Genomic DNA, 26,723 nt, shown 5'->3' on the forward strand with positions numbered 1-26,723 from the left:
GGCGGCGCCGACAGCGCTGCGCTGTTGGACCAAAAACAGCCCAGCCGAGTGGAACGCCTTCGCGGCGCCGCCCCCGGCCGAGGGAGGGGTGATTAGCCCTGCCCCCGGGGCGAGTCAAGCGAAGGTGACGCCCCGGAAGCACGAAGGCCGGCCCCTTCGCAGGGAACCGGCCTTCACGTTTCGCAGGGCTGGTATGCCCCGGGCTATTCTGCTGCGCGTGCCGGCCCGGGCAGCGGCGTCGGCGAGGCCGGCGCCGGCTGCGGGATGCGCCCGCGGTCGCGCTGCGCGGCCAGGGCGCGCAGGCGGTTCATCACGCTGCCCGTGCCCGCCGGGATCAGGCGCCCGACGATCACGTTCTCCTTCAGGCCGGCAAGCGTATCCACCTTGCCCGCCGTGGCGGCCTCGGTCAGCACGCGAGTCGTCTCCTGGAAGGAGGCCGCGGAGATGAAGGAGGTGGTCTGGAGCGACGCCTTGGTGATGCCCTGCAGCACCGGCTCGGCCCTCGCGGGCCGCTCCTTCGCGGCGATCCGCTTCTCGTTCTCGATCTCGAACTCGATTCGCTCCACCGTCTCGCCGATCAGGAAGGTGGTGTCGCCCGGATCCAGGATCTCCACCTTCTGCAGCATCTGCCGGACGATGACCTCGATGTGCTTGTCGTTGATCTTCACGCCCTGCAGTCGATAGACGTCCTGGATCTCGTTCACGAGGTAGTTCGCGAGAGCCTCCACGCCCAGCACGCGCAGGATGTCGTGCGGCACGCGCGGGCCGTCCACCAGCGGATCGCCGGCCTTCACATAGTCGCCTTCCTGCACCGAGACGTGCTTGCCCTTCGGCACCAGGTATTCGCGCGGGGTCGGCGGCTCATCGCTGCCTTCCGGCGCGTCCGGCACCACCAGGATGCGGCGCTTGGCCTTGTAGTCCTTGCCGAACTCCACGCGGCCGTCGATGTCGGCGATGATCGCCGCATCCTTCGGACGCCGCGCCTCGAACAACTCCGCCACGCGCGGCAGACCGCCGGTGATGTCGCGCGTCTTCGACGATTCGCGCGGCATGCGGGCGATGACGTCGCCGGCAAAGACCTCCTTGCCGTTCTCGACCGAGAGCAGGGAGCCCGGCGGCAGGAAGGTGATCGCCTCGCTCCCGTTGTCGCGCTTCACGACATTGCCGCGCTCGTCCCGCAGGATCAGGCGCGGGCGCAGGTCGGCGCCGCGGCCGGCCGTCTTGTACTCCACCACCTCCTTGAAGGAGAGGCCGGTCACTTCGTCCGTCCGCTCCATCAGCGTGAAGCTGTCGATCAGGTCGGCGAACTCCACCTTGCCGTTCTTCTCCGTGATGATCGGCAGGGTGAAGGGGTCCCATTCGGCAAGCTTCTGGCCGCGCGTGACGCTCGCGCCATCATCGATCAGCAGCCTTGCGCCATACGGCACGCGGAGCCGGCCGCGCTCCCGTCCGTTCGCGTCGTAGACGACGGCCTCGCAGTTGCGGCTCATCACGATGGACGCGCCCTGGCTGTTCGTGACGACCTGGCGGTTCAGGAACTTCGCCGTGCCGTCCGTCATCGCCTCGACCGCGGACTGCTCCGCGCCGCGCTGCGCCGCACCGCCGATATGGAAGGTGCGCATCGTCAGCTGCGTGCCGGGCTCGCCGATGGACTGCGCGGCGATCACGCCGACCGCCTCGCCCACATTCACGGGCGTCCCGCGCGCGAGATCGCGGCCGTAGCAATGGCCGCAGACGCCGACGCGCGAATCGCAGGTCAGCACGGAACGAATCTTGATCGCCTCCACGCCGGCCTTCTCGATCTTCTCCGCGTCGGTCTCCTCGATCAGATGGTTGCGCGGGATGATCACCTCGCCGGTCGCGGGATCCAGCACGTCTTCCTGGCTGGTGCGGCCGAGGATGCGCTCGGACAGCGAGGAGACGATCTCGCCGCCATCCATGACCGCACGCACGGTGATGCCGCGTTCGGTGCCGCAATCATCCTCGACGATGATGCAGTCCTGCGCGACGTCCACCAGGCGGCGGGTGAGGTAGCCGGAATTCGCCGTCTTCAGCGCGGTGTCGGCCAGGCCCTTTCGGGCGCCGTGCGTGGAGTTGAAATACTCCAGCACCGTCAGGCCTTCCTTGAAGTTCGAGATGATCGGCTGCTCGATGATCTCGCCCGAGGGCTTCGCCATCAGGCCGCGCATGCCGGCAAGCTGGCGCATCTGCGCGGGCGACCCGCGCGCGCCGGAATGCGACATCATCCAGACGGAGTTGGCGGGCTTGCCCACCTCCTGCTTCTGGATCTCCTTCATCATCGCCTGCGCGACTTCCTCGGTGCAGCGCGACCAGGCGTCCACCACCTTGTTGTAGCGCTCGCCCGCGGTGATCAGGCCGTCGAGATACTGCTGCTCGAACTCCTTGACCTGGTCCTTGGTGGCCTGGATCAGCCCGGTCTTGCTGTCCGGGATGACCATGTCGTCCTTGCCGAAGGAGATGCCGGCCTTCGCCGCGTTGCGGAAGCCGAGGCCCATCAGGCGGTCGGCGAAGATCACCGATTCCTTCTGGCCGCAATGGCGGTACACCGCATCGATGACGTCGGAGATGTTCTTCTTCGTCAGCAGCCGGTTGAGCAGGCTGAAGGGCAGGTTGGGATGCAGCGGCAGCAGCGCGCCCATCATCATGCGGCCCGCGGTGGTGACCACGCGCTCGGTGACGACGTTGCCGTCCTTGTCCGCCGTCTTGCGGCGTGCACGAATCTTGCTGTGCAGCCGGATCGCGCCATTCGCCAGCGCCTGCTCGATCTCGCCCATCGTCGCGAAGGCGGGGGCGTCCTTCTCCTCGGTCGCACGGAACTCCGGCGTGTCGAGCGAGAGGTAATAGAGACCGAGCACGATGTCCTGCGACGGCACGATGATCGGCTTGCCGTTGGCGGGGCTGAGGATGTTGTTGGTGGACATCATCAGCACGCGCGCTTCCAGCTGCGCTTCCAGCGACAGCGGTACGTGCACGGCCATCTGGTCGCCATCGAAGTCCGCGTTGAAGGCGGTGCAGACCAGCGGGTGCAGCTGGATCGCCTTGCCCTCGACCAGCACCGGCTCGAAGGCCTGGATGCCCAGGCGGTGCAGCGTCGGCGCCCGGTTCAGCATGACCGGGTGCTCGCGGATCACCTCCTCGAGGATGTCCCACACCTCCGGCCGCTCCTTCTCCACCATCCGCTTCGCGGCCTTGATGGTGGTGGCGTGGCCGTACTTCTCGAGCTTCGAGTAGATGAAGGGCTTGAACAGCTCCAGCGCCATCTTCTTCGGCAGGCCGCACTGATGGAGCTTCAGCTCCGGCCCGACGACGATGACCGAACGGCCGGAATAGTCCACGCGCTTGCCGAGCAGGTTCTGCCGGAACCGGCCCTGCTTGCCCTTCAGCATGTCGCTCAGCGACTTCAGCGGGCGCTTGTTGGCGCCGGTGATCGCGCGACCGCGGCGGCCATTGTCGAACAGCGCGTCCACCGCTTCCTGCAGCATGCGCTTCTCGTTGCGCACGATGATGTCGGGCGCGCGCAGCTCGATCAGGCGCTTCAGCCGGTTGTTCCGGTTGATCACGCGACGATAGAGGTCGTTCAGGTCGGAGGTCGCGAAGCGGCCGCCATCGAGCGGCACCAGCGGGCGCAGCTCAGGCGGAATAACCGGCACGACGTCCAGGATCATCCACTCCGGACGCGCCCCGCTCTCCGCGAAGCTCTCGAGCATCTTGAGGCGCTTCACCAGCTTCTTGCGCTTCGCCTCGGAGGTCGTCTCCTTCAGCTCCGCACGCAGCTTCGGCGCTTCCTTCTGCACATCGATGGCCGCGAGCATCTGCTTCACGGCTTCCGCGCCGATGCCGACGCTGAAGGCGTCGTCGCCGAACTCGTCCTGCTTCGACTGCAGCTGGTCCTCGGTGAGGAGCTGGTGGAGCTTGAGATCCGTCAGCCCCGGCTCCAGCACCACATAGCTTTCGAAGTACAGGACCTTCTCCAGCTCCTTCAGCGACATGTCGACCATTAGGCCGACGCGGCTGGGCAGCGACTTCATGAACCAGATATGCGCGACCGGCGAGGCGAGCTCGATATGGCCCATGCGCTCGCGCCGGACCTTCGCCAGCGTCACCTCGACGCCGCACTTCTCGCAGATGATGCCGCGGAACTTCATCCGCTTGTACTTGCCGCAGAGGCACTCGTAGTCCTTGATCGGGCCGAAGATGCGGGCGCAGAACAGCCCGTCCCGCTCCGGCTTGAAGGTGCGGTAGTTGATCGTCTCGGGCTTCTTGATCTCGCCATAGGACCAGGACCGGATCGTCTCGGGCGAGGCGATCGAGATCTTGATCTGGTCGAAGGTCATCGCCTGGCCGGTCTGGCCGAGGATCTTCATCAGTTCGTTCATGCCGTCGTCTCCGTCCGGCCGGCACGAGCGGGGCAGGCGCGCGCCGTGAGAAAGGGAAGCCGCGCCGCATCGCGGCGCGGAAGGCGGACCCGCCGTGTCAGGTCGGGCGGGTCTCGAGATCCACGTTGAGGCCGAGCGACTTCAGCTCCTTCACCAGCACGTTGAAGGATTCCGGCACGCCGGCCTCGAAGTTGTCCTGGTCGCGCACGATCGCCTCATAGACCTTGGTGCGGCCCGAGACGTCGTCCGACTTCACCGTCAGCATCTCCTGGAGCGTGTAGGCGGCGCCGTAGGCTTCCAGCGCCCAGACCTCCATCTCGCCGAAGCGCTGGCCGCCGAACTGCGCCTTGCCGCCCAGCGGCTGCTGGGTGACGAGCGAGTAGGGGCCGATCGAGCGGGCGTGGATCTTGTCGTCCACGAGATGGTGCAGCTTCAGCATGTAGATGTAGCCCACCGTCACCTTGCGCTCGAACTGCTCGCCGGTGCGACCGTCATGCAGCCAGACCTGGCCCGAGCGTTCGAGACCGGCCCGCTCCAGCATGCCTTCGATATCGGCCATCCGCGCGCCATCGAAGACCGGAGTCGCGATGGGCACGCCCTTCTTGAGGTTCTCGCCGAGCTCGATCAGCTGGTCGTCGTCCAGCGGATCGACGTCGCGCGCGACGATCTCCTCGCCATAGGCCTCGACCAGCTTCGCGCGCAGCTCCTCGCGCATGGCGCCGCCGCGGCGGTACTCCTCGACCAGTTCGCCGATCTGCTTGCCGAGATTGGCGCAGGCCCAGCCCAGATGCGTCTCCAGGATCTGGCCGACATTCATGCGGCTGGGCACGCCGAGCGGGTTCAGCACGAGGTCAACGCTGGTGCCGTCCTCGAGGAAGGGCATGTCCTCGACCGGGACGACGCGCGAGACGACACCCTTGTTGCCGTGGCGGCCGGCCATCTTGTCGCCGGGCTGCAGCTTGCGCTTCACCGCGACGAAGACCTTGACCATCTTCATCACGCCGGGCGGCAGCTCGTCGCCGCGCTGCAGCTTCTCGACCTTGCTCTCGAAGCGCTTCTGCAGGCGCTCGACAGCGGCGTCGAACTCGCGCTTCAGCGCCTCGATCTCCGCCATCGAGGCATCGTCCTGCACAGCGATCTGCCGCCAGGTCGCCTTGGCGTATTCGTCGAGCACCTGGTCGGTGATCTCCGTGCCTGCCTTGATGCCCTTGAAGCCGCCGGCGGCCTTGCGGCCGAGCATGCGTTCGCGCAGGCGGGAGTAAAAGGACCGCTCCTGGATGGCCTTCTCGTCGTCGCGGTCCTTGGCCAGGCGCTCGATCTCGGCGCGCTCGATCGCCATGGCGCGCTCGTCCTTGTCCACGCCGCGGCGGGAGAAGACGCGCACATCCACGATCGTGCCGGCGACACCGGGCGGCAGGCGCAGCGAGGTGTCGCGAACGTCCGACGCCTTCTCGCCGAAGATCGCCCGCAGCAGCTTCTCCTCGGGCGTCATCGGGCTCTCGCCCTTCGGCGTCACCTTGCCCACCAGGATATCGCCGGGCTGCACCTCGGCACCGATGTAGACGATGCCGGCCTCGTCGAGGTTGCGCAGCGCCTCCTCGCCGACATTCGGGATATCGCGGGTGATCTCCTCCTGGCCGAGCTTGGTGTCGCGGGCCATCACCTCGAATTCCTCGATGTGGATGGAGGTGAAGACGTCATCCTTCGCGATGCGCTCGCTGATCAGGATGCTGTCCTCGAAGTTGTAGCCGTTCCACGGCATGAAGGCGCAGAGCACGTTGCGGCCGAGCGCGAGCTCGCCGAGCTCCGTGCTGGGACCGTCGGCGATGATGTCGCCCGCCTTCACGCGGTCGCCCACCTTCACCAGCGGACGCTGGTTGATGCAGGTGGATTGGTTGCTGCGCTGGAACTTGCGCAGGCGGTAGATGTCGACGCCCCGCGTCGTGCCCTCGTCTCCGGTGGCGCGCACCACGATGCGCGCGCCGTCGATGCTGTCGATCACGCCGTCACGGCGCGCGACGATGGTCGCACCCGAATCGCGCGCCACCGCGGCTTCCATGCCGGTGCCGACCAGCGGCGCATCGGCGCGGATCAGCGGCACCGCCTGGCGCTGCATGTTGGACCCCATCAGCGCGCGGTTGGCGTCGTCGTTCTCGAGGAACGGGATCAGCGCCGCGGCAACCGAGACAAGCTGCTTCGGCGAGACGTCGATCGCCGTCACTTCCTCCGGCTTCACAAGCCGGAAGTCGCCGCTGGAGCGCACGCTGACCAGCTCGGACTTGAAGTTGCCATCGGCATCGAGCTCGGCATCGGCCTGCGCCACGACGAGCCGCTCCTCCTCCATCGCGGAGAGGTAGCGCGGATCGCCGGTGACCTTGCCGTCGCGCACCAGGCGGTACGGCGTCTCGATGAAGCCGTATTTGTTCACCTTGGCGAAGGTCGCGAGGCTGTTGATCAGGCCGATATTCGGGCCTTCCGGCGTCTCGATCGGGCAGATGCGGCCGTAATGCGTCGGATGCACGTCGCGCACCTCGAAGCCGGCGCGCTCGCGCGTCAGGCCGCCCGGACCCAGCGCCGAGAGACGCCGCTTGTGCGTCACCTCGGAGAGCGGGTTGGTCTGGTCCATGAACTGGCTGAGCTGCGAGGAGCCGAAGAACTCCCGCACCGCCGCCGCGGCCGGCTTCGCGTTGATCAGGTCATGCGGCATGACGCTGTCGATATCGACAGAGCCCATCCGCTCCTTGATCGCGCGCTCCATGCGCAGCAGGCCGACGCGATACTGGTTCTCCATCAGCTCGCCGACCGAGCGCACCCGGCGGTTGCCGAGATTGTCGATGTCGTCGATCGAGCCCACGCCGTCCTTGAGCTGCAGCAGCACGCGCACGGTGGAGACGATGTCCTCCTTGCGGAGGGTGCGCTGCGTGTCCGGCACTTCCTCGGTCGAGAAGCCGAGGCGCATGTTCATCTTCACGCGGCCGACGGCCGAGAGGTCGTAGCGTTCGCTATCGAAGAACAGGCCGCGGAACAGGTTCTCCGCGGTGTCCGCGGTCGGCGGCTCGCCCGGGCGCATCACCCGGTAGATGTCCATCAGCGCCTCTTCGCGGTTGGAGTTCTTGTCCACCGCGAGCGTGTTGCGCATCCAGGGGCCGGTCGACTGGTCGATTGCGAGCGTCGGCAGGCGGTCGAGGCCGGCTTCCTCGATCGCCGTCAGCTTCGCCTCGGTCAGCTCCTCGCCGGCCTCGGCCCAGATCTCGCCGGTCTGCCAGTTCACCAGGTCCTCGGCGACGAAGCGGCCGAGCAGGTCGGCGCGGCCGACCAGCACTTCCGTGGTGCCGCCTTCGGCGATCTTGCGCGCCATACGCGCCGTCATCTTCGCGTCGCGCCCGGCGACTTCCTCGCCGGTCTTCGCATCCACCAGCGCTTCCGCCAGCTTCACGTTGCGGAACGCCTCGGGGTCGAAGGGTCGCGACCAGCCCTTCGGGCCGCGGGTGAAAACCACCTGGCCGTAGAACGCCGCGAGGATCTCCTCGGCATCCATGCCGCGGATCTCATGCGGCTCCAGCGACGGCAGGCCTTCCTCGGCGCGGCGCTTGCGCTCGCCCTCGGTCCAGGTGCTGTCCAGCGCATAGAGCAGCGTCGTCGCCGGAAGCTTCCGCTTGCGGTCGATGCGGACGTAGCAGATGTCCTTCGCGTCAAACTCGAAGTCGAGCCAGGAGCCGCGATAGGGGATGACGCGCGCGGCAAACAGGTACTTGCCGCTGCTGTGCGTCTTGCCCTTGTCGTGGTCGAAGAAGACGCCCGGAGAGCGGTGCATCTGGGAGACGATGACGCGCTCGGTGCCGTTGATGATGAAGGTGCCGTTGTCCGTCATGAGCGGCATGTCGCCCATGTAGACGTCCTGCTCCTTGATGTCGCGGACGGAACGGCTGCCGGTGTCCTCGTCCACGTCCCAGACGATCAGGCGCAGGCGCACCTTGAGCGGCGCGGCGAAGGTCAGGCCGCGCTGGATGCACTCCTCGACGTCGTACTTCGGCTCCTCCAGCTCGTACTGGACGAATTCCAGCCGGCCGCGGCCGCCGAAATCATCGATCGGGAAGACCGACTTGAACACTTCCTGCAGCCCGGCGTGCAGCCGCGCATCCGGGTCCACCCCCATCTGCAGGAAGGCCTCGTAGGAGGCCCGCTGCACGTCGATGAGGTTGGGCATCGGCGCCACTTCGGGCAGACGCCCGAAGGACTTGCGAATGCGCTTGCGCCCCGTGAACGACCTCGTGATAGCGTTCATGCCTGTCCCGCTTCCCTCGACCGCCGGCCCCGCGCTGGGCCGGTCGGCTGCTTCTGGCAATCAGAGCGGCCCCGCCGGAGCGGAGCCGAAAAACGCAGGCGCGGGCGGGATTCCGACCCTGGAATCCCGCCCGTTCCCAACCCTTGAAACGCGGTCCGGGTGCACCCGGACCGTCTGGCGCGGTCGCCCCGCCGGGGGGCGTTGCGGCCGCGCCGGCCGATCAGTTGATCTCGACCGTGGCGCCGTTCTCTTCCAGCACCTTCTTGATCTTCGCGGCCTCGTCCTTGTTCACGCCTTCCTTGACGGTCTTCGGCGCGCCCTCGACGAGGTCCTTGGCCTCCTTCAGGCCGAGACCCGTGATGGTGCGGATCTCCTTGATCACGTTGATCTTCTTGTCGCCGCCGGCCTTGAGGATGACGGTGAACTCCGTCTTCTCCTCGGCGGCCGGGGCCGCAGCCGCGGACGCGGCAGGTGCCGCCGCAACGGCGACCGGCGCCGCGGCGGAGACGCCCCACTTCTCCTCGAGCATCTTCGAGAGCTCGGCAGCCTCCAGAACGGTCAGGCTGGAAAGCTCGTCAACCAGCTTCGCAAGATCGGCCATGTTCGTGTATCCTCTGATCTAGTGGCTTGGCTTGATGTTTGCAACACCCGGGAGGGTTCGCCTCCGGGCGGGCAGGTCTTGGTCAGGCGGCCTCAGCCGTCTCGTCCTTCTTGGCATAGGCCGAGAACACCCGCGCGAGCTGGCTGCCGGGGGCCTGCAGCACGCCGGCGATGCGAGTCGCCGGGGTCTGGATCAGGCCGAGCAGCTGCGCACGCAGCGTCTCGAGCGAGGGCAGTTCGGCCAGAGCCTTCACGCCATCGGCGTTCAGCGTCTGGGCGCCGAGCGCCCCACCCAGGATCACGAACTTGTCGTTGGTCCTGGCGAACTCCACGGCGGTCTTCGCCACCGCCACCGGATCCTTCGACCACGCAAGCGCGGTCGGACCCTTCAGCAGGGGCTGGATGCCCTGGAAGCTCGAGCCATCGAGGGCGAGCGAGGCCAGCCGGTTCTTCGCAACCTTGTAGCTCGCGCCGGCTTCCCGCATGCGCCGCCGCAGGGTCGTCGCATCCGCCACCGTCAGCCCCTTGTTCTGGCTGACGAGGACGAACGACGTCTCCGCGAACACCGCCTGCATCGCCTGCACGAAGGCGCGCTTTTCCGTACGGTCCACGTCCCGTCTCCTGTAGTGAGCCGCGGCGATTCACGCCTTCGGTGCTCGGGGCCTTCGGCCCTCTGCGCCCTCCGGCGATCGCAGCGGGGCTCCGCCTTCTGGAAGGGCGGAGGCCGGTTCATCCGCACCGGTCGCCCGGCACGGCACTCGCCTGTTGGAAGGGACCGTCAAGCCAAGCCGATCAGAGGCTTGCGCCCCTGGCCAGCGTACTTCTCGGCACCCCATCTATCCCCTGCGAGCCTTGCGGCCGCTTCAAGGCGTCCCGGCGGACCGGTGCGCCACAGAGGGTCTCCGACAGGTTCGGGCATGGGGCCGAGGCCCCTGCCCTGCCCGGCGGCCGAAGCCGCCGTATCCTTTGGATGGGCCGCGCTTGCCCCCACCCCGACCCTCCCCCGCAGGCGGTGGAGGGAGAATGCTTCAGGCCTGGGCCGCGCTGAGCGTCGCCAGGTCCACCTTCACGCCCGGCCCCATCGAGGAGCTGAGCGAGACCTTCTTCACGTAGGTACCCTTGGCGCCGGTCGGGCGGGCCTTCTGGATCGCGTCGATGAAGGCGCGGGCATTCTCCAGCAGCTTGTCCTCGCCGAAGGAGGCCTTGCCGATGCCGGCATGCACGATGCCCGCCTTCTCGGCTCGGAACTCCACCTGGCCGGCCTTCGCCGCGGTGACCGCACCCTTCACGTCCATCGTCACGGTGCCGAGCTTCGGGTTCGGCATCAGGCCGCGCGGGCCGAGCACCTTACCGAGCCGGCCGACCAGGGCCATCATGTCCGGCGTCGCGATGCAGCGCTCGAACTCGATCTTGCCTTCCTGCACCAGGGCGGCGAGGTCGTCCGCGCCCACCACGTCGGCGCCGGCGGCCTTGGCTTCCTCGGCCTTCGGGCCGCGGGCGAAGACGCCCACGCGCACCGTCTTGCCGGTGCCGGCCGGAAGGCCGACCACGCCGCGGACCATCTGGTCGGCATGGCGCGGGTCGATGCCGAGGTTCATGGCGATCTCGACCGTCTCGTCGAACTTCGCCTTGGCGTTCGACTTGACCAGCTTGATGGCCTCCTCGAGGCCGTAGGACTTCTCGCGGTCGAAGGCGCCATTCAGGGCCTTGAGGCGCTTGCCGATCTTCGCCATGGCGTCAGCCCTCCACCACCGTCATGCCCATCGATCGGGCGGAGCCGGCGAGCATCCGCACGGCGGATTCGACATCGGTGCAGTTCATGTCCTTCATCTTCACCGCGGCGATCTCGCGCAGCTGGGACTTCGTGACGCGCCCGACAGTGGCCCCCTTGCCCGGGGTCTGGCTGCCCTTCTCGATCTTCGCGGCCTTCATCAGGAAGTAGGTGTTGGGCGGGGTCTTGGTGATGAAGGAGAAGGTGCGGTCGGAATACGCCGTGATGACGACGGGCGTGGGGGTGCCCGGCTCCATCTGCTGCGTCGCCGCGTTGAATTCCTTCACGAACTGCATGATGTTCAGGCCGCGCTGGCCGAGCGCGGGACCGACGGGCGGCGAGGGATTCGCCTTGCCGGCCGGGATCTGCAGCTTGATGTAGCCGACGATCTTCTTTGCCACTTAGAGCATCCTTCGGGTTCAAGAGGCCCGCGGTCCAGGCGATGCCCGCACCGGCATCTCCCGCGTTCCCCGAAAAGCGCCGAGCGGCCCGGAACCGGTCCGGGCCGCGCGACAGGGGCGGGCATATAGCGAGCGCGTGAGGGGATGTCGAGTCGGCAACGCGCACCCTCACGAACGCCGACTCGACGCCGACACCGCTGCCTCGCGCCGCTCCATCCGCGCCGCCTCCCTGCGCAGCACCGCGCGCAGGATCAGGAAGGCGGGCGGCGCGACGAGGAGGCCGAGCACGACGCCGCCGGCCAAGGCCTCCTCCGCCACCGGCACCAGATCGGCGGCCCAGGCCGGCAGCCAGGTGGCGTGCGGCCCCGGCGGATCCGGCAGCAGCCAGCGGCCGATCTCGTAGGAGGTCGGCAGGATCACCGCATGGGTCAGCGGGTTGCCGACCAGCAGGCAGGCGGCCGCCGCCGCGCCACGCCCGCCCCGGATCAGGAAGGCCAGCAGGATCGCGAGCAGCAGATGCGCGCCGAAGGCCGGGAGCATGCCGGCGAAGACCCCGGCCGCGCCGCCGCGTGCGACATAGGACGGGCCGCCGGGGCTTTCGATCAGCATGCGCCAATGCATCGCGGCGCGCGACCGCAGCGCGGCGATCCAGCCCCCTGCCCGCCCCGCCGCGCCGTCCTCGCGCTCGTCCCGCCGCACCGTCGCCTCTCCCGTCGCGGTCGCGCTACGTCCGCAGCGCCTCGGCCACCCGCGCACCGACATCCGCGGCGACATAGGGCTTCTTCACCACCGGCGCGCCCGCCAGGGAGGACGGCACCCGGAGCTCCTCGCCATAGCCGGTCGCGAAGACGAAGGGGATGCCGAGCGCCTTCAGGCGCACCGCCACCGGCAGGCTCGTCTCCTCGCCGAGATTGACGTCCAGCAGCGCAAGCCGGGGCGGCGCCGCCTCGATCAGGCGCATCGCCTCGGCCACCGAACTCGCGATCTCCACCCGCTCGGCGCCGAGTTCCCGCAGCACCTCCTCGCCATGCATCGAGACGATCAGGTTGTCTTCCACCAGCAGGGCGATGCCGGAGAGCGGCGCGGTCGCCGCGCCGTTCGCAGCGCGCTGCGGCTGGGCGGGTCGCGCGGCGGCACCGCGGGCGATGAAGCGGCGCGGGACGCAGAAGGCGGCGCTCATGCCGGTCAGCGCGTATTCCAGCCGTGCCGTGCCGCCGAGGTCGTGCGGCACCAGCCGTTCGATGATGGAGGTGCCGAAGCCGCGGCGCGTCGGCGCGCGCACCGGTGGCCCGTCCACGTCCAGCCAGTCCAGCGCCAGGTCGCCCCCGGGCAGCAGGCGCCAGGACACCTTCACATGGCCGCGGCGGTCGCTGAGCGCGCCATACTTCGCGGAGTTCGTCATCAGCTCGTGGCAGACCAGCGCGATGGCGGAGAAGGCGGCGGGTTCCAGCAGCACCGCGGGGCCGTCCATGCGCACGCGGTTGGCGCCGAGATGGACGAAGGCCTCCGCCTCCGCCGCGACCAGCGCGCTGAGCGGTGCCGGCCCCCAGGCGTCGGTGGTGATCTGATCGTGCGCACGGGCCAGCGCCTGGATGCGGCCGCCCAGCACCTCCGCGAAGTGATCGAGGTCGCGCGCGCCGCCGCGGGTCTGCGTCACCAGGGCGCGGATCAGCGCGAGGATGTTGCGCACGCGATGGTTCAGCTCCGCGATCAGCAGTTCCTGCCGCTCCTGCGCGCGGCGGCGCTCCTCCTCGGTGGCGGCGCCCATGCGCAGCAGCACCTCCAGCAGGGAGATGCGGAGCGATTCGGCGATGCGCAGCTCGGTGGGGTTCCAGGCCTCGGCGCGGCCGCGCACCGATTCCACCCAGGCGGCGAAACTCTTGCGGGGGGAGAGGCGCACGCCGTCCTCGGCAGGTGCCGCCACCTTGCGCGGATCGCCGGCCCAGGTGACGCGCCGCGCCGTCTCGCGCCGGAACAGCACGATGTAGTCGCGCGGCAGGCGGGAGATCGGGATCACCAGCATCCCCGCCGCGCGGTCCACGAAGGCGCGGCCGGGCGGGTAGTGGCGGCCGATCTCCTCCTCCGCCAGCACCTGGGCTGTGCCGAGGCTTGCCAGATGGGCGACCAGGCCGGCGAATTCCTCCGGCGTGGGCGTCGAGCCGACATGGCGCTCCTGCCCTTCCGCCAGCACGGCCACGCCGTCGCAGGGGATCAGCTCGCCGATCAGCTCGCCGCAATCCACCAGGTTCAGCGTGCCGCCTTCCACCGCGGCCAGGCGCGCCATCATCGCATCGGCGGCGCGGCGTGCCTCGGCCTCGGCCGTCGCGGCGGCTTCGCGCTCGCGCGCCTCGTTCACCAGGGAGAAGACCTGGCCCAGCAGTTCCACGGCGGTGCGCTGTTCGAAATCCAGCGTGCGCGGCGCCATGTGGTGGCAGGCGAAGAGGCCCCAGAGCTTCCCGTCCTGAACGACGGAGACCGAGAGCGAGGCCTGAACGCCCATGTTGCGCAGGTATTCGACATGCACCGGCGAGACCGAGCGCAACACCGAATCCGAGAGGTCGAGCGGCTGCCCCGCGGCATCGAGGGCGGGCACGATCGGCACCGGCTCCGCGCCGATGTCGCCGATCGAGCGCAGCAGGTTGCGCAGATAGAGGATGCGCGCCTGGGCGGGGATGTCCGTCGCCGGGTAGCGCAGGCCGAGGAAGGATTCGAGGCCGGGCTGGCGCGCTTCGGCCACCACCTCGCCGGCGCCGTCGGGCAGGAAGCGGTAGAGCATCACCCGGTCGAAGCCGGTCAGCAGGCGAAGCTGGCGCACCGCGGCATCGTGCAGGGCGGCAAGGCCCTCGGAGCGCTTCAGGCGGCTGAGCAGCGCACCGATCGGCGCGTCCGGCCGGCGCTGGGCGGAGGAGGGCTCGGCCTCCACCACGATCAGGTTGCCGGCGACATGCACGGCCAGGTCGAAGGCGGGCCCGTCGGGCATCATCGGCACGCGGAAGGCACGCTGCACCCCGCCGCCGCCACGCATCATGCCCAGCAGGTTCGAGATCGCGTGGACGGCCTCCGGCGCCAGCAGGGTGCGCAGCGACAGCCCGGCCATCGCCTCGGGTCGCGGATCGGCAAGGCCGAGCAGGGACGGCGCATTGGCCGAGACGCGGGCGATGCGCCAGTCGCTGCCCGCGGCCAGCAGCAGGCCCTGCGGCTGGATCGCGCCGAGAAGATGGATCGGCTCCCGGTCGCAGACCGAGAGATCAGGCGGCGAAGAGAGGCTCGCCTCGGCCATGCGGTGGAAATCCCAGAGGGTGGAGCGGCGCTCGCCCGCCCGCGCAGCGCGAGCGGCGCGGGCCTGGCGCCAGCGGCCCAAGGCCGTCGCGCAGGGGCGGAATTGTCACCAATCCCGCGCGGATGTCTGTCGGAAAGTGAACACAACGCCGGCTTTCGGTGCGCGGGCGCATCGCAATCGCGCGAGGCGCGGCGCCATGCCGCCGCGCCGGGGCGTTTCAGAGCTTCTCGACCTGCCCGTATTCCAGCTCCACCGGGGTGGAGCGGCCGAAGATGGAGACGGAGACCTTCACGCGGCCGCGCTCCTCGTCCACTTCCTCCACCGTGCCGTTGAAGCTGGTGAAGGGGCCGTCGGCGACGCGCACCTGCTCGCCCACCTCATAGACGATGGCGGGGCGCTTGGGCTTGTCGGCCTGGTCCGTCATCTGCTTCAGCATCCGCTGCGCCTCGGCTTCGCGGATCGGCGTCGGTCGGTTCTTCTCGCCGAGGAAGCCGGTGACCTTGGGCGTGTTCTTGACCAGGTGCCAGGCGTCGTCGGTCATCTCCATCTTCACCAGCACGTAGCCGGGGAAGAACTTCCGCTCCTGGTTGGTCTTCTGGCCGCGGCGGACCTCGACGACCTCCTCCGCCGGGACGAGGATCTCCTCGAACTTGTCGGCCAGGCCCTTCTGGGCCGCCTGCTCGCGGAGCTGCTGCGAGATCTTCTTCTCGAAGCCCGAATAGACGTGCACCACGTACCACTTCTTGTCGGCCATGATGCGGCTAAACCCCCACCCCGAACAGCAGGCGCATGACGCCCGCGATGATCCAGTCCACCAGCATGAAGAACAGCGCCGCCAGCGCCGAGAGGCCGAGCACCAGACCTGTGGTGATCAGCGTCTCCCGGCGGGTCGGCCAGGTGACTCGCGCCACCTCCTGCCGCACCTCACGCACGAAGCCTACCGGATCGAACCTGGCCAAGACGGCCCCCTTCTCCTGGGCATGCGCCGCAACGCCAGCGCGCGCCGCGCAAAGATCCGCGCGGCCGCATGGCAGGGGCGGAGGGTCTCGAACCCCCAACCTCCGGTTTTGGAGACCGGCGCTCTAGCCAATTGAGCTACGCCCCTAGCGTGCGGACCGCCGGCCTGCCTTGCGGGCAGTCTTCCGGCGTGCCGCGCATGGGCCGCGCGAGCGCGGACACATAGCGGCCAGCCCCCCGGGTGACAAGCCGCGGAGCGCGGGAACCGGCGGGGCCGCCCCGCGGTGCGCGTCAGCGGCGCAGGTCGCGGATGACGAGCGTACCGGCCATCTTGTCGTGCCAGCCCTGGCGGCGCGGGTCCCAGATCGCCCAGAGATAGCCGAGGCCGAGGGGCAGCGCGGAGATCAGGTAGCCGACATAGCGCAGCACGAAGCGCCCGAGCGTCGGCACGCCGCCCGTCGCGGCATCGACGATGCGGAGCCCCAGCACCAGCTTGCCGGGGGTGCCCTGCCGCTCCACCCAGAACAGCAGCACGACCAGGGCGCCGATCAGGTTGGCCATCATCTCGCCGCCGAGCGACATCTCGCCGCCATTCACCACGGCGGCGACGGTTCCGAGCACGAAGGACAGCGGCAGCAGCCAGAACAGGTCGATGACCTGCGCCAGCAGCCGCGACCACACGCTCGCCAGTTCCACCTGCCCCTGTCCGCCGGACATCGCCTCGCCTTCAGCCGATCCGGCGCGGTAACGCCACAGCGTCGCGGCGCTGTCCAGTGCGGGATGGCGGCGCGGGGCGGGCCGGGGGCTGTCGCAACCTTCGCGCGAACCGGTTATGCAGGGGCCTCGGCTTCTCCCCTCCCCGCCCGAAAGGACCGGCCGTTGCGCATCGTCGGATTTGTGCCCGCCAAGGGATCGAGCGACCGGATCCCGTCCAAGAACATGCGCATCCTCGACGGCGAGTTCCTGTTCCGCCGCAAGCTGCGCCAGATGATCGAGAGTGGCGTCTTCGACGAGGTCTGGCTGGATACCGAATCGGAGGAGATCGCAGCCCTGGCCTCGGATATGCCGGTCAAGGTGCTGAAGCGCGATCCCGGCCTGGCTTCCAACGCGACCGACGGGCACGAGCTCTTCGCCAATGAATGCCGCTCGGTGCCGGGCGCCGATGTCTATGTGCAGGCGCTCTGCACCGCGCCCTTCGTCGGGCCTGAGACCTTCCGCCGCGCCGTGGCGGCGCTCCGCGAGGCGCCGCAGGCCGACAGCCTGGTGGCGGTGACGAAGGAGAAGCACTACGAGTGGTCGGGCGACGACCCGGCCTATGGCCGCGGCCGCGTGCCGAACAGCGTGGACCTGCCGGCGCACACGATCGAGGCGATGAGCCTCTACATGATGCGCGCCACCTCCGCCGACTTCCCGGACAAGCGCTTCGGCCGCGCACCGCTGCTGTTCGAGCTGACGACGCGGGAGCGGCTCGACATCAACTGGCAGGAGGATCTCGACCTCGCCGAGACGCTCTGCGCCGGGGAGCGGCAGAAGGAGGTGATGCTGTTCCGCGCGCTGCGGCCGCATCTGAGCTCCTGCGTCTTTTCCGACCTGACGAAGGAGCTGGGGCTGCCCTGCACCCTGCCGGCGGAGATCAAGCCGCTGGCGGGCCGGCGAATCCTGGGGCGCGCCAAGACGCTGAAGCTCGTCGCGCTGCCGGAAGGCGCCACGCGCGAGAGCGGCGAGTGGAAGGGCATCTACGATGCGCTGAAATCCTACGCCTTCCTGCGCGCCGGCGACGTGATCGTGGTCTCCACCACGGTGCCGGACCGGGCCTATTTCGGCGAGCTGAACGCGCATCTCGCGATGCGTGCGGGCGTGGTGGGCGTGGTGGTGGACGGCTACACCCGCGACATCGAGGCGGTGACGCCGCTCGACCTGCCGGTCTTCGCGCGCGGCGCCTGGGCCAACGACATCAAGTATGAGGGCACGACCGGCGCGATGAACATCGAGGTCGCGGTCGGCGGCGTGCCGGTGCGCAACAACGACGTGGTGTTCGCCGATGCCGACGCCGCCGTGGTGATCCCGCGGGAACGCTGGGACGAGGTGCTGAAGCTCAGCCTGGACGCGATCGTCAACGAATCGCGGGTGCGGCTGAACGCCGCGCTCGGGCGGCCGGTGAACGAGCTGCTCGAGAAGTTCGGCTATTTCTGAACGGGGCGGCCGGCGCGTCATGGATACCTACCGCATCGACACCAAGGCCGACCTCTACGAGGTCGAGAACACCTTCTACCTGCGCGCGCCGGTGGGGCGGCTGGGCAAGCTGATGGCGCATGCCGAGCTCTATCGCCGCATCGTCGGCCTGCCGGGCGCGGTGGTGGAATGCGGCGTCTACAAGGGCGCCTCGCTGATGCGCTTCCTGGCTTTCCGCCGGCTGTTCGAGACGGACGAATCGCGCAGGGTGATCGGCTTCGACGCCTTCGGCCGCTTCCCCGTGGCACCGGGCGAGGATACGGACGGGCGCGGCTTCATCGCGAAGTTCGAGGCGGCGGGCGGGCTCGGCATCGCGCGGCCGGACCTGGAAGCGGCGATGGCGGCGAAGGGGTTCGGCGGCGTCGCGCTGGTGGAGGGCGACGTGTTCCGGACCGTGCCGGACTACCTGGCGGCGCATCCGGAGTTGCGCATCGCGCTGCTGCATCTCGACATGGATGTCGCGCCGCCGACCCGCTTCGCGCTGGAGCAGATGGCCGCTCGGATGGTGCCGGGCGGGCTGGTGGTGTTCGACGACTACGGCGTGGTGGGCGGCGCGACGGAGGTGGCGGACGAGTTCGCCGCTTCGCGCGGGCTACGACTGGAGAAGCTTTCCTTCTACTCGGTGCCGGCGTTCATCGTGGTGTGACGGCAGAAAGCCCTCTCCACCCGCAGGGGGGAGAGGGTTGGGTGAGGGGGGGCGTCGCGGCGGCGCGCCGTTCCGCGACTGCCGCTCAGCCCCCGCCCCGGCCCTCCCCCGCACTGCGGGGGAGGGAGATGGACGGGGGCGAGGCAAGCTCGCGTTCCAGGCCGAGGCGCTCGCCGACTGCGCGCACCAGCGCATCGTCCAGGCCCCAAAGCGCCAGCGTGAAGCGGCTGCCATGCTGGGCGGCGCCCTCGGATTCCTCGATGACCGCGCGCTGATCAAGCTGCACCACCGTCGGCTCATGCAGATCGGAGCGGTTCGGGACCATCGCGGCGACGTGGTAGACGATGGTCGGCCGCTCCAGCAGCCAGCTCGGCAGCAGCGCGCCAGTGCCTTGCGTCGTGATTACCAGATCGCAGGGCGCGATCTCCGGCACCTTGGCGTAGGCGGAGCGTCCGAACAGCCGGGTCTCGCTGGCGACCGGCACGCCGAGATCCTGCGTGATCTCGGCGATCACCGCCTCGATCTTCGCCATCACCATGCGGTCCCTGTCGTTCGGCTCGCCAGGCACCGTCCAGCCATCCCACACGATGTCGAGCGCCAGGCCACGGCGCAGGCAGGCCGTGCCGAGCCGGCGCAGCGCGAAGCGGAAGGCCTCCACCTGGTTCAGCACGCGGCCGCGCTCCGCATCCACGGACAGCATCACCCGGAAGCGCGCGGACGGGGCGGGTGCGGCGACGGAGGACAGGCCGAAGCGGCGGCGCAGCCAGGCCGGCCCCTCATGCGTCTTGTTGCGGTAGACGCGATGCGCATCCACGCCGGCCTCGACCAGCGCCAGCGCGGCGCCGGGGCTCGTCATCCGCTGGATCTCGCCCTGCGCGAAGGAGGGGATCACGGCCAGCGGATCCATCGCGCACCAGTCGGAGAGCAGCACCAGCAGCCCGCCGCGACGCTGGAAGGCGATGATCTCGGCCTCCGCCGCATCAAGATAGGCGAGCGACTCCTTCAGGTAGTGCCCCGGCCGCGGATCGCCGACGACCAGGGCCGGGCGCAGCGTGCCTGCCGTGCCGCGCGCGACGAAGCGGGCGATGCGCTGCGGCTCCGCGAGGAGGATGCGCAGGACGCGCCAGGCGGCATTGCGCTCGTCCAGCCAGTTCGGGCGCAGCACCAGGAACAGGTCGCGCGCCGGATAGTAGATGCCGAGCGGCAGCCGGCCGACAAGGACGAAGACAAACAGTTCGCCCCCATGCTGCGCGAGGTAGAGCTGGTGCGAATCGGCCAGGATTTCGCCAAGCACGGGCACGGCGCAGTGATGCAGCGGCGAGCGCAGCAGGCGGGGATGGCCGGCGAGGTAAGCGGCGTGGAAGGCACGCAGATGCTCGACCCAGAGGGCGGAGCGATACGCCCTTACGTCGTCCTTGTCGGGGCGCGGCAGATCCGCCGGCCAGTCGCGGCTGCCGAGCTGCAGGAAGCGGCAGCGTCCGAGCAGCGCGCTGATGCCGTGCCGAGCCGGATGACGCGGCGGGCCGGCGTAGGAGAATTGCTCGGGCGCAATGCCGCAGAGCGCCGACAGGTATTCGGCGGCCTGCTGCGACGTCGCATCGCGGGGGAGGCTGGAAGCACCCTCCCCCGATTCCATGCGCAGGATTACTTCACGATCTTGGCGACGACGCCGGCGCCGACGGTGCGGCCGCCTTCGCGGATGGCGAAGCGCAGCCCCTCATCCATGGCGATCGGCGCGATCAGCTCGACATCCATCGTCACGTTGTCGCCCGGCATCACCATCTCCGTCCCCTCCGGCAGCTTCACCACGCCGGTGACATCCGTGGTCCGGAAGTAGAACTGCGGGCGGTAGTTCGTGAAGAACGGCGTGTGGCGGCCGCCCTCCTCCTTCGTCAGGATGTAGGCCTCGGCCTTGAACTGCGTGTGCGGCGTGATCGAGCCCGGCGCGGCCAGAACCTGCCCGCGCTCCACATCCTCGCGCTTCGTGCCGCGCAGCAGCGCGCCAATGTTGTCGCCCGCCTGCCCGCTGTCCAGCAGCTTGCGGAACATCTCGACGCCCGTCACCGTCGTCTTCACCGTGTCCTTCAGGCCGACGATCTCCACTTCCTCGCCAACCTTGATGATCCCGCGCTCCACGCGGCCCGTCACCACCGTGCCGCGGCCCGAGATCGAGAACACGTCCTCCACCGGCATCAGGAACGGACGATCCAGCGCGCGCGCCGGCTGCGGGATGTAGGCGTCCACCGCCTCCATCAGCTTCAGCACCGCCTGCTCGCCGATCTCCGGCTCACGGTCCTCCAGCGCGCACAGCGCACTGCCCTTGATCACGGGGATGTCGTCGCCCGGGAACTGGTAGGAGGACAGCAGCTCGCGCACCTCCATCTCCACCAGCTCGACCAGGTCGGGGTCCGCCATGTCCATCTTGTTCAGGAACACCACCAGCGCCGGCACGCCCACCTGCCGCGCCAGCAGGATGTGCTCACGCGTCTGCGGCATCGGGCCGTCGGCCGCAGAGACCACCAGGATCGCGCCGTCCATCTGCGCCGCACCCGTGATCATGTTCTTCACGTAGTCCGCGTGGCCGGGGCAATCGACATGGGCGTAGTGGCGGTTCGTCGTCTCGTACTCGACATGCGCCGTCGAGATCGTGATGCCGCGCGCCTTCTCCTCCGGCGCCTTGTCGATCTGGTCATACGCCGTGAAGGTCGCACCACCGGTCTTCGCCAGAACCTTGGTGATCGCCGCCGTCAGCGACGTCTTCCCATGGTCCACGTGACCGATCGTCCCGATGTTGCAGTGCGGCTTCGTCCGCTCGAACTTTGCCTTGGCCATCGCCCTGGTTTCCCGACGCGCAAGAAGGTGGTGTCCGGTGGCCTGCCGCCCGACCGTCTGCGCGCCTGCCCGGGCGGGCTGGAGCGGGTGACGGGAATCGAACCCGCACAACCAGCTTGGAAGGCTGGGGCTCTACCATTGAGCTACACCCGCGCCCGGCACGCCGTACCTAGATGGGGCGCGTCCTAGCCGGCCTGCAAGACAGGCACCCGCGCGTCCACGGGCCTCGACGGGAATGGAGGGGGTTGGATTCGAACCAACGTAGGCGAAGCCAACGGATTTACAGTCCGTCCCCTTTAGCCACTCGGGCACCCCTCCGTGCGGCCGGCAGAAAGCCGGCATCACGTGATCCGTCGCGGCCCGAAAGTGCGGGCCGCGCGGACTAGCCCCATGGGCGCGGCGCTGTCAATTGCGATGGCCAATTGCAATGGCCCTGGGGCCGTGCCGCTTGCGATGGTTGGAGCGGCGCGCGGCCGGGCGCAGGATGGCGGCATGCATCGCCCGCCGCCCCGCCGCCCCGGCCCGCCCGGTTCCCGCCCGCCCGGCGGGTCTCGCCCGCCTGCCTCCCGCCACGGCAAGGGGGCCAAGCCGCAGGGTGCGCCGCCGCGCGAGGCGGAGGAGCCGACGCCCTCGCCACGCGGGCGGGATCGGCGCGGCATGGGTGATCCGCGACCCGGGCGCAGCGAGAAGGCACCGGGTGGCGGCGGGCAGAGGGGAGCGGGTTTCCCCCCACCCAGCCCACCCCCGCCGATGCGGGGGAGGGAACAGCAGGCCGAGGCGGCGCCGGCGGGGACGATCTGGCTGCACGGGCTGCATGCGGTGGCGGCGGCGCTGGCGAATCCGCGGCGTCGGCTCAAGCGGCTGCTGGTGACCGCGGATGCCGCCGCGGAGTTGGCGAAACGTGTCGAGAAACCCTGGCGCGTGCAGCCGGAGATCGTGGACCGCCAGCGCTTCCAGACCTTTCTGCCCGAGGATTCGGTGCATCAGGGCGCCGCCCTGCTGGCGGAGCCGCTGACGCCGCTCGCGCTCGACCAGGCGATCGCGAAGCATGGCGGGCCGGTGCTGCTGCTCGACCAGGTCACCGATCCGCGCAATGTCGGCGCCATCCTGCGCTCCGCGGCGGCCTTCGGCGCGGCCTGCGTGGTGATGCAGGACCGCCACGCGCCTCCCGAAACCGGCGCGCTGGCGCGTGCCGCCTCCGGCGCGCTGGAGATCGTGCCGATCGCGCGGGAGGTGAATCTCTCCCGCGCGATCGTCACCTTGCAGAAGGCCGGCTTCTGGGTGCTCGGCCTGGCCGGCGAGGCGGCACGGACGCTGGCCGAGGCTGCGCCGCGCGACCGGCGCGTGGCGCTGGTGCTCGGCGCCGAGGAATCGGGCATGCGTCGGCTGCAGCGCGAGACCTGCGACGAGCTGGTGCGGCTGCCGATCGCGCCCGGCATGGAGAGCCTGAACGTGGCTGCCGCGGCAGCCGTCGCGCTGTATGAGGTTGCGCGCGACCGAACGCCGCAGGCGTCCGCCGAATCCGAGGAGGAGACCGAGGCATGACCAGCGCCGCCGCAGAGGCGATCCTCGCAGCCCGCCGGGAACGCCGCATCCTGCTGCCGCTCGGCCCCGCCGCGCCGGCCGATGTCGCCGCCGGCTATGCCGCGCAGCGCGAGATCGCCGAGGCACTGGGCGCGGTACCGCCGGCAGGCTTCAAGATCGGCGCGACGACGAAGCAGATGCAGGCCTATCTCGGCCTGTCCGGCCCCGCCGCAGGCTTCGTGCCGGAAGGCGGCGTGCAGCGCAGCCCCGGCAGCTTCCGCTATGCCGACCTGATCGGTCCCGGCGTGGAATGCGAGGTGGGGCTGCGGCTCGGTACCGATCTGCCGGCGGGCCCCTGCACGCGCGACCAGGCTGCGGCCGCCGTCGCGGAGGTCTTCGCCGCGATCGAGATCGTCGAGAAGCGCTACACGGACCTTGCGGAGCTCGGCACGCCGACCCTCGTCGCCGACCAGGTGTTCCATCGCGCCGGCGTGCTGGGTCCGGCGGCGCCAGGCTGGCGCGCGGCCGATCTCGGTGCGATCCGCGGGCGGATCACGGTGGACGGCGCCTTGCGCGGCGAGGGCGTGGGCGCCGACCTGCTCGGCCATCCCTTCGAGGCGCTGGCCTGGCTCGCCGCCTCACCCGCCGCTGCGGTGTTCGGCGGGCTGCGCGCGGGGCAGGTGGTGTTCCTGGGCTCGGTGACCCCGCCGATCTGGCTGGACGGCCCGTGCCATGTGACGGTGGAGTTCGACGTGCTGGGCAGGGCTGAGGCAAAGTTCGCGTAACTTCACGCTTCCGAAAGGCTTGCCAGCGCAGGGTGGCGGCGCCGCAGGGTCGAGTGCGGCGTTTCGCCAGGACGGCGCCGAATGAGCCCGGAGCGTCATGCGAACCGCCAGTTGGAACACCCTGCCCGAGGAATTGCAGCTCGTGCTCTCGCGCGAGGCGCTGCGGCGGGCAGCCGAAACCCTCGCCGAGCACGCGGACATGCTCGCCGAGGAGATGGAGCGCGGCACGCTGACCGATCGCGGCGGGCCGGATGCACTGCGGCTCTTCGCCGCCGTGGTGCGGGCGACGAATGACGACGCCTTCGGCCCCGTGGGCCACGCCTGAACAGGATTGTTGAGCCGGGCAGCCCGCCGCGCTAGGTGTCGCGGCGCGCCGGGTTAGCACAGCGGTAGTGCAGCGGTTTTGTAAACCGAAGGTCGGGGGTTCAAATCCCTCACCCGGCAGGTACGCCCTTCCGCCACCGATCACGTCTGCGGAGCACGGTGGGCGGTCAGGACAGTGGGCGGCCAGGGCGGCGTCTTGCCCGAGGGCATCGCCGACTTGTCGCGGCTCACGCCGCTGGTGCTGCAGATCGCCGAGTTGTCGCACGACGAGCGCGGTTTCCGCCGCGGTGTCATCGCCACACCGCGGTCGCCCGTGGGTTTGGATCGCCGCGGGGCGCTTTCACGCTTTCGTCCGCATCCTGACACATCCGCACCCCGTCGCGGCCGCACCCCCGCGTAGACTCCGTCGCGAGCGCGAGCGCTACCGCACGAGGAGCGATGGAGGGGATGCCGCTGAACAGGGGCGGGAGGCCGCCGGGAGCCCGGCGACCGACCGAGCTGGAATTCGTGGCGTGCAGCGAATGCGGCGTACGCTTCCTTGCGCGCGGCGTGCAGCAGACCTGTTCGCACGCCTGCGGCCATCAGGCGCGGCGGAAGCGGCGAGAGGCGAAGCTCGCCCTCGGTGAAGGCCCTGCTGCGATACAGCGCGCCACGTCACGCGAGACAGACAACTAGCCTCCGGCCGCGGCCGTCTATCGCGTCGGGGGTGGGGCGAGGAGCTCGCGCGGTGCGGGCGCCGGGCCGCCGCCATCAGTCTCCGGGGGGACCATGCTGGTGCCTGTCGTCGTGGGCGAGGCGGTTTTGGTCGTGATCTGGGCTTGGGCGGCCCGGCGCGGCTGATCGTTCACCGCGCCGGTATTCGTGCTGTCGTCGATGGCTTGCCCGGACTGCACGCCCTGGCTGCCCGCCTGGCCAAGCTGCCGATTGCCCTGCATCTCCGGAGCTTGGCCGCCGCGCTGCGCGCCGGCGCTGGGCGCTTGGTCGCTGTCGTCTGGGCCGGGGCGCCGGGGGAGGCGCAGCCGAACAGCGGGCGGCCTGTGCCGCCCGCGTTCGCCAGCTCAGTTGCTGGCCTGCTGCTGCGTCACCACGCCGGTCGAACGGTCCACGCGCAGTTTCATTTCGCGATCGTTCTGCTTGGCCGTGGCAGTGATCGCATCGCCATCGCTGCTGACGTCGCTGACGTCCGAGTAGCCGCGATCCTGCAGCATGGTGCGCACCTGGGATTCGCTCAGCTTCTTCTCGTCGCGCACCTGGCCGGTCCGCGCATCGATGCGAAGGTTCTCGACATCCTCGCCATAGCGCTCCGCGCCCTCGACCTTGAAGTGGTCGCCATCACGCTCGAGGCCTTCGATGTCGGAGTAGCCGCGGGCGCGCAACACGTTGCGGATGGCGTCCTCGCTCATCGCGCTCGACTGCGCGGCGGAGCCGCCGGAGCTGCTGCCGGCCGGTCCCGGAGCCTGCGCGCCGGACTGCGCGGAGGAACCGCTCATGCTGCCGCCGGGCATGCCGGGGTTCCGCGTGCCGGTGCTGCCCATCGGGCTGCCCGCCGTGCCGCCCTGCGCCTGCAGCCCGCCGCTGGCGCTGCCCGGCTGCGCCGGATTCACGGCCTGAGCGCCGGCATGACCGATTCCGCCGAACACCAGGGCCGCCGCGATCGCGGTCGTGGAAAGAAGATGCTTCATGTTGATGAGCCTCCATTGTGGGTACTGCCGTCGCCCCGATGGGCGCGACGAAGGCGGGATTGCCGGTGGCGACCACCCCGCCTTCAGGACCACAACATCCCCTGGCCCGCATCGTTCGCGTGTCTTCCCCCTGCCCAACAATCGCGGTCGGCAACGGGATTTTCTTCAGGGAGGATCTTGAACAGGCAGCAACCCTGCCTGACGGTAACTTGTACGATTGGCGAGTTTCTCATGCAGCGCGTCGCTGCGGCCGCCCTGCCAGGACGGCCGCATCGATCGCTCAGGCCACGTCGCCGCGCTTGCGCAGCGTCGGGTCGTTCGCACCGGGAACGCTGTCGGCGCCAAGGCCGGGCGCCGCCACGCCGCCGCGATAGGCACCGGGCGGGGCTCCGGCCACCGTGCCGCTGCTGACGCTACCCGAGGTCGCGGCCATGCCGGTCCCGCCGGAGGTGCCGGTCCAGCCCTCGTTGCGCCAGTCGCTGCTCCGCCGGTTCATGTCCACCGGCTCGTGCCGGTCCAGGATGCGCTCGGCCTCGGCGGCGCGGCTCACCTCGGCGCGCACCACGACGAGGTGGCCGCCACGGCGGACGCCCTCGGAATAGGTGGTGGCTTCCTCCTCGCCGAAGCCGGCGCCGGCCAGCGCACCGATCAGCCCGCCCGCGGCGGCGCCTGCGCCGGCGCCGGTCAGCGTGGCGATCAGCCAGCCGGCCGCGACGACCGGGCCGACGCCGGGAATGGCGAGCGCGCCAAGCCCGGCGAGAAGGCCCGCGCCACCGCCGAGCACCGTGCCCAGCGTGGCGCCGGTCGCGGCGCCGCTGTCGGCGCCGGTGTCGTCCTCGCGGCGCAGCGTCGTGCCGTCGCCCTTGGGGCCCATGTAGCTGATGTCGCTGCGCGCGAAGCCTGCGGACTCCAGCTCGGTGACCGCCGCATGGGCGCTGCCGGAGCTGTCGTAGAGGCGCGCGATGTTGCGTGTCGCCATGTCATGCTCTCCTTGTGTGACGGCGACG

20 protein-coding genes and 4 tRNA genes are annotated in these 26,723 nt (G+C 69.7%); 6 read left to right on the forward strand and 18 right to left on the reverse strand.

All coding sequences use genetic code 11. The annotated features are described in order from the left end of the window. Positions 1 to 203: 203 nt before the first annotated feature. The 12 genes from rpoC to E4T13_RS09140 all read right to left on the reverse strand — a co-directional run bounded on the left by rpoC (position 204) and on the right by E4T13_RS09140 (position 16,408). Positions 204 to 4,397, reverse strand: coding sequence for a DNA-directed RNA polymerase subunit beta' (gene rpoC, locus E4T13_RS09085; protein ID WP_137177965.1), 4,194 nt, complete (start codon positions 4,395 to 4,397; stop codon positions 204 to 206). A 97-nt stretch (positions 4,398 to 4,494) separates the two neighbouring features. Then, positions 4,495 to 8,682 carry a DNA-directed RNA polymerase subunit beta gene (gene rpoB, locus E4T13_RS09090; protein ID WP_137177966.1) on the reverse strand — a complete coding sequence of 1,396 codons (4,188 nt, stop codon included), beginning with the start codon at positions 8,680 to 8,682 and terminating at the stop codon, positions 4,495 to 4,497. Between the two features lie 220 nt (positions 8,683 to 8,902). Continuing rightward, the gene (rplL, locus tag E4T13_RS09095) at positions 8,903 to 9,283 is read right to left on the reverse strand and encodes a 50S ribosomal protein L7/L12 (protein ID WP_137177967.1); all 381 of its coding nucleotides are present in this window, start codon (positions 9,281 to 9,283) and stop codon (positions 8,903 to 8,905) included. An 82-nt stretch (positions 9,284 to 9,365) separates the two neighbouring features. Further along, on the reverse strand, positions 9,366 to 9,893 hold the full coding sequence (rplJ, locus tag E4T13_RS09100; RefSeq protein WP_137177968.1) for a 50S ribosomal protein L10: 528 nt from the start codon (positions 9,891 to 9,893) through the stop codon (positions 9,366 to 9,368). A gap of 417 nt (positions 9,894 to 10,310) precedes the next feature. Then, positions 10,311 to 11,015, reverse strand: coding sequence for a 50S ribosomal protein L1 (rplA, locus tag E4T13_RS09105; RefSeq protein WP_137177969.1), 705 nt, complete (start codon positions 11,013 to 11,015; stop codon positions 10,311 to 10,313). A 4-nt stretch (positions 11,016 to 11,019) separates the two neighbouring features. Continuing rightward, positions 11,020 to 11,454: a 50S ribosomal protein L11 gene (rplK, locus tag E4T13_RS09110; RefSeq protein WP_137177970.1), complete on the reverse strand. Its 435-nt coding sequence runs from the start codon at positions 11,452 to 11,454 to the stop codon at positions 11,020 to 11,022. Positions 11,455 to 11,622: 168 nt separating this feature from the next. Further along, a complete protein-coding gene (locus E4T13_RS09115; protein ID WP_170984891.1) occupies positions 11,623 to 12,153 on the reverse strand; it encodes a DUF2062 domain-containing protein in 531 nt (176 codons plus the stop codon). A gap of 25 nt (positions 12,154 to 12,178) precedes the next feature. Then, complete coding sequence (locus E4T13_RS09120) at positions 12,179 to 14,734, reverse strand: HWE histidine kinase domain-containing protein (protein WP_137177972.1); 2,556 nt, start codon at positions 14,732 to 14,734, stop codon at positions 12,179 to 12,181. A gap of 217 nt (positions 14,735 to 14,951) precedes the next feature. Next, positions 14,952 to 15,488 carry a transcription termination/antitermination protein NusG gene (gene nusG, locus E4T13_RS09125; protein WP_137177973.1) on the reverse strand — a complete coding sequence of 179 codons (537 nt, stop codon included), beginning with the start codon at positions 15,486 to 15,488 and terminating at the stop codon, positions 14,952 to 14,954. Between the two features lie 7 nt (positions 15,489 to 15,495). Next, the gene (gene secE / locus E4T13_RS09130; protein ID WP_137177974.1) at positions 15,496 to 15,693 is read right to left on the reverse strand and encodes a preprotein translocase subunit SecE; all 198 of its coding nucleotides are present in this window, start codon (positions 15,691 to 15,693) and stop codon (positions 15,496 to 15,498) included. 69 nt (positions 15,694 to 15,762) lie between these two features. Next, positions 15,763 to 15,839: transfer RNA gene (locus E4T13_RS09135), tRNA-Trp, on the reverse strand. A 143-nt stretch (positions 15,840 to 15,982) separates the two neighbouring features. Then, positions 15,983 to 16,408 carry an RDD family protein gene (locus tag E4T13_RS09140; protein ID WP_137177975.1) on the reverse strand — a complete coding sequence of 142 codons (426 nt, stop codon included), beginning with the start codon at positions 16,406 to 16,408 and terminating at the stop codon, positions 15,983 to 15,985. Positions 16,409 to 16,471: 63 nt separating this feature from the next. On the opposite strand from E4T13_RS09140, the gene E4T13_RS09145 reads away from it, so the two are divergent. Then, positions 16,472 to 17,884 (forward strand): cytidylyltransferase domain-containing protein, encoded by a 1,413-nt coding sequence (locus E4T13_RS09145; protein ID WP_137177976.1) that lies wholly within the window; start codon positions 16,472 to 16,474, stop codon positions 17,882 to 17,884. A gap of 19 nt (positions 17,885 to 17,903) precedes the next feature. Beyond that, positions 17,904 to 18,569 (forward strand): TylF/MycF/NovP-related O-methyltransferase, encoded by a 666-nt coding sequence (locus E4T13_RS09150; protein WP_137177977.1) that lies wholly within the window; start codon positions 17,904 to 17,906, stop codon positions 18,567 to 18,569. An 85-nt stretch (positions 18,570 to 18,654) separates the two neighbouring features. Here E4T13_RS09150 and E4T13_RS09155 read toward each other — a convergent pair whose 3' ends face one another. The 4 genes from E4T13_RS09155 to E4T13_RS09170 form a co-directional block, all read right to left on the reverse strand. After that, on the reverse strand, positions 18,655 to 20,205 hold the full coding sequence (locus E4T13_RS09155) for a hypothetical protein (protein ID WP_137177978.1): 1,551 nt from the start codon (positions 20,203 to 20,205) through the stop codon (positions 18,655 to 18,657). An 8-nt stretch (positions 20,206 to 20,213) separates the two neighbouring features. Beyond that, positions 20,214 to 21,401: an elongation factor Tu gene (tuf, locus tag E4T13_RS09160; protein WP_137177979.1), complete on the reverse strand. Its 1,188-nt coding sequence runs from the start codon at positions 21,399 to 21,401 to the stop codon at positions 20,214 to 20,216. Between the two features lie 79 nt (positions 21,402 to 21,480). Next, a tRNA-Gly gene (locus E4T13_RS09165) sits at positions 21,481 to 21,554 on the reverse strand. An 83-nt stretch (positions 21,555 to 21,637) separates the two neighbouring features. Next, positions 21,638 to 21,719 (reverse strand) — tRNA-Tyr (locus E4T13_RS09170). A gap of 432 nt (positions 21,720 to 22,151) precedes the next feature. On the opposite strand from E4T13_RS09170, the gene rlmB reads away from it, so the two are divergent. From rlmB to E4T13_RS09190, 4 genes are all read left to right on the forward strand, one after another. Next, on the forward strand, positions 22,152 to 22,946 hold the full coding sequence (gene rlmB / locus E4T13_RS09175; RefSeq protein ID WP_137177980.1) for a 23S rRNA (guanosine(2251)-2'-O)-methyltransferase RlmB: 795 nt from the start codon (positions 22,152 to 22,154) through the stop codon (positions 22,944 to 22,946). Then, on the forward strand, positions 22,943 to 23,710 hold the full coding sequence (locus E4T13_RS09180; protein WP_137177981.1) for a 2-keto-4-pentenoate hydratase: 768 nt from the start codon (positions 22,943 to 22,945) through the stop codon (positions 23,708 to 23,710). Before rlmB ends, E4T13_RS09180 begins: the two co-directional genes overlap by 4 nt. Positions 23,711 to 23,807: 97 nt before the next feature. Beyond that, positions 23,808 to 24,035, forward strand: a complete 228-nt coding sequence (locus E4T13_RS09185) for a hypothetical protein (RefSeq protein WP_137177982.1) — start codon at positions 23,808 to 23,810, stop codon at positions 24,033 to 24,035. A 47-nt stretch (positions 24,036 to 24,082) separates the two neighbouring features. Continuing rightward, a tRNA-Thr gene (locus E4T13_RS09190) sits at positions 24,083 to 24,154 on the forward strand. A gap of 938 nt (positions 24,155 to 25,092) precedes the next feature. Here the strand turns inward: E4T13_RS09190 and E4T13_RS09195 are convergent. Beyond that, a complete protein-coding gene (locus tag E4T13_RS09195) occupies positions 25,093 to 25,716 on the reverse strand; it encodes a PepSY domain-containing protein (protein ID WP_137177983.1) in 624 nt (207 codons plus the stop codon). A 280-nt stretch (positions 25,717 to 25,996) separates the two neighbouring features. After that, complete coding sequence (locus E4T13_RS30875) at positions 25,997 to 26,695, reverse strand: hypothetical protein (RefSeq protein WP_206030124.1); 699 nt, start codon at positions 26,693 to 26,695, stop codon at positions 25,997 to 25,999. Positions 26,696 to 26,723: the final 28 nt, after the last annotated feature.

Origin of the sequence: Roseomonas sp. AR75, assembly GCF_005222815.1 — a bacterium.
GTDB lineage: Bacteria > Pseudomonadota > Alphaproteobacteria > Acetobacterales > Acetobacteraceae > Falsiroseomonas.

What these genes read in the sequence shown, in the direction of transcription:
- rpoB (WP_137177966.1), bottom strand. Translation starts at nt 8,682, where the DNA reads ATGAACGCTATCACGAGGTCGTTCACGGGGCGCAAGCGCATTCGCAAG.
- rplA (WP_137177969.1), bottom strand. Translation starts at nt 11,015, where the DNA reads ATGGCGAAGATCGGCAAGCGCCTCAAGGCCCTGAATGGCGCCTTCGAC.
- E4T13_RS09145 (WP_137177976.1), top strand. Translation starts at nt 16,472, where the DNA reads ATGGCGGCGCGGGGCGGGCCGGGGGCTGTCGCAACCTTCGCGCGAACC.
- tuf (WP_137177979.1), bottom strand. Translation starts at nt 21,401, where the DNA reads ATGGCCAAGGCAAAGTTCGAGCGGACGAAGCCGCACTGCAACATCGGG.
- E4T13_RS09140 (WP_137177975.1), bottom strand. Translation starts at nt 16,408, where the DNA reads ATGTCCGGCGGACAGGGGCAGGTGGAACTGGCGAGCGTGTGGTCGCGG.
- E4T13_RS09180 (WP_137177981.1), top strand. Translation starts at nt 22,943, where the DNA reads ATGACCAGCGCCGCCGCAGAGGCGATCCTCGCAGCCCGCCGGGAACGC.
- rpoC (WP_137177965.1), bottom strand. Translation starts at nt 4,397, where the DNA reads ATGAACGAACTGATGAAGATCCTCGGCCAGACCGGCCAGGCGATGACC.
- E4T13_RS09185 (WP_137177982.1), top strand. Translation starts at nt 23,808, where the DNA reads ATGCGAACCGCCAGTTGGAACACCCTGCCCGAGGAATTGCAGCTCGTG.
- E4T13_RS09150 (WP_137177977.1), top strand. Translation starts at nt 17,904, where the DNA reads ATGGATACCTACCGCATCGACACCAAGGCCGACCTCTACGAGGTCGAG.
- rplL (WP_137177967.1), bottom strand. Translation starts at nt 9,283, where the DNA reads ATGGCCGATCTTGCGAAGCTGGTTGACGAGCTTTCCAGCCTGACCGTT.
- rlmB (WP_137177980.1), top strand. Translation starts at nt 22,152, where the DNA reads ATGCGGGGGAGGGAACAGCAGGCCGAGGCGGCGCCGGCGGGGACGATC.
- E4T13_RS09155 (WP_137177978.1), bottom strand. Translation starts at nt 20,205, where the DNA reads ATGGAATCGGGGGAGGGTGCTTCCAGCCTCCCCCGCGATGCGACGTCG.
- E4T13_RS09195 (WP_137177983.1), bottom strand. Translation starts at nt 25,716, where the DNA reads ATGAAGCATCTTCTTTCCACGACCGCGATCGCGGCGGCCCTGGTGTTC.
- nusG (WP_137177973.1), bottom strand. Translation starts at nt 15,488, where the DNA reads ATGGCCGACAAGAAGTGGTACGTGGTGCACGTCTATTCGGGCTTCGAG.
- E4T13_RS09120 (WP_137177972.1), bottom strand. Translation starts at nt 14,734, where the DNA reads ATGGCCGAGGCGAGCCTCTCTTCGCCGCCTGATCTCTCGGTCTGCGAC.
- E4T13_RS30875 (WP_206030124.1), bottom strand. Translation starts at nt 26,695, where the DNA reads ATGGCGACACGCAACATCGCGCGCCTCTACGACAGCTCCGGCAGCGCC.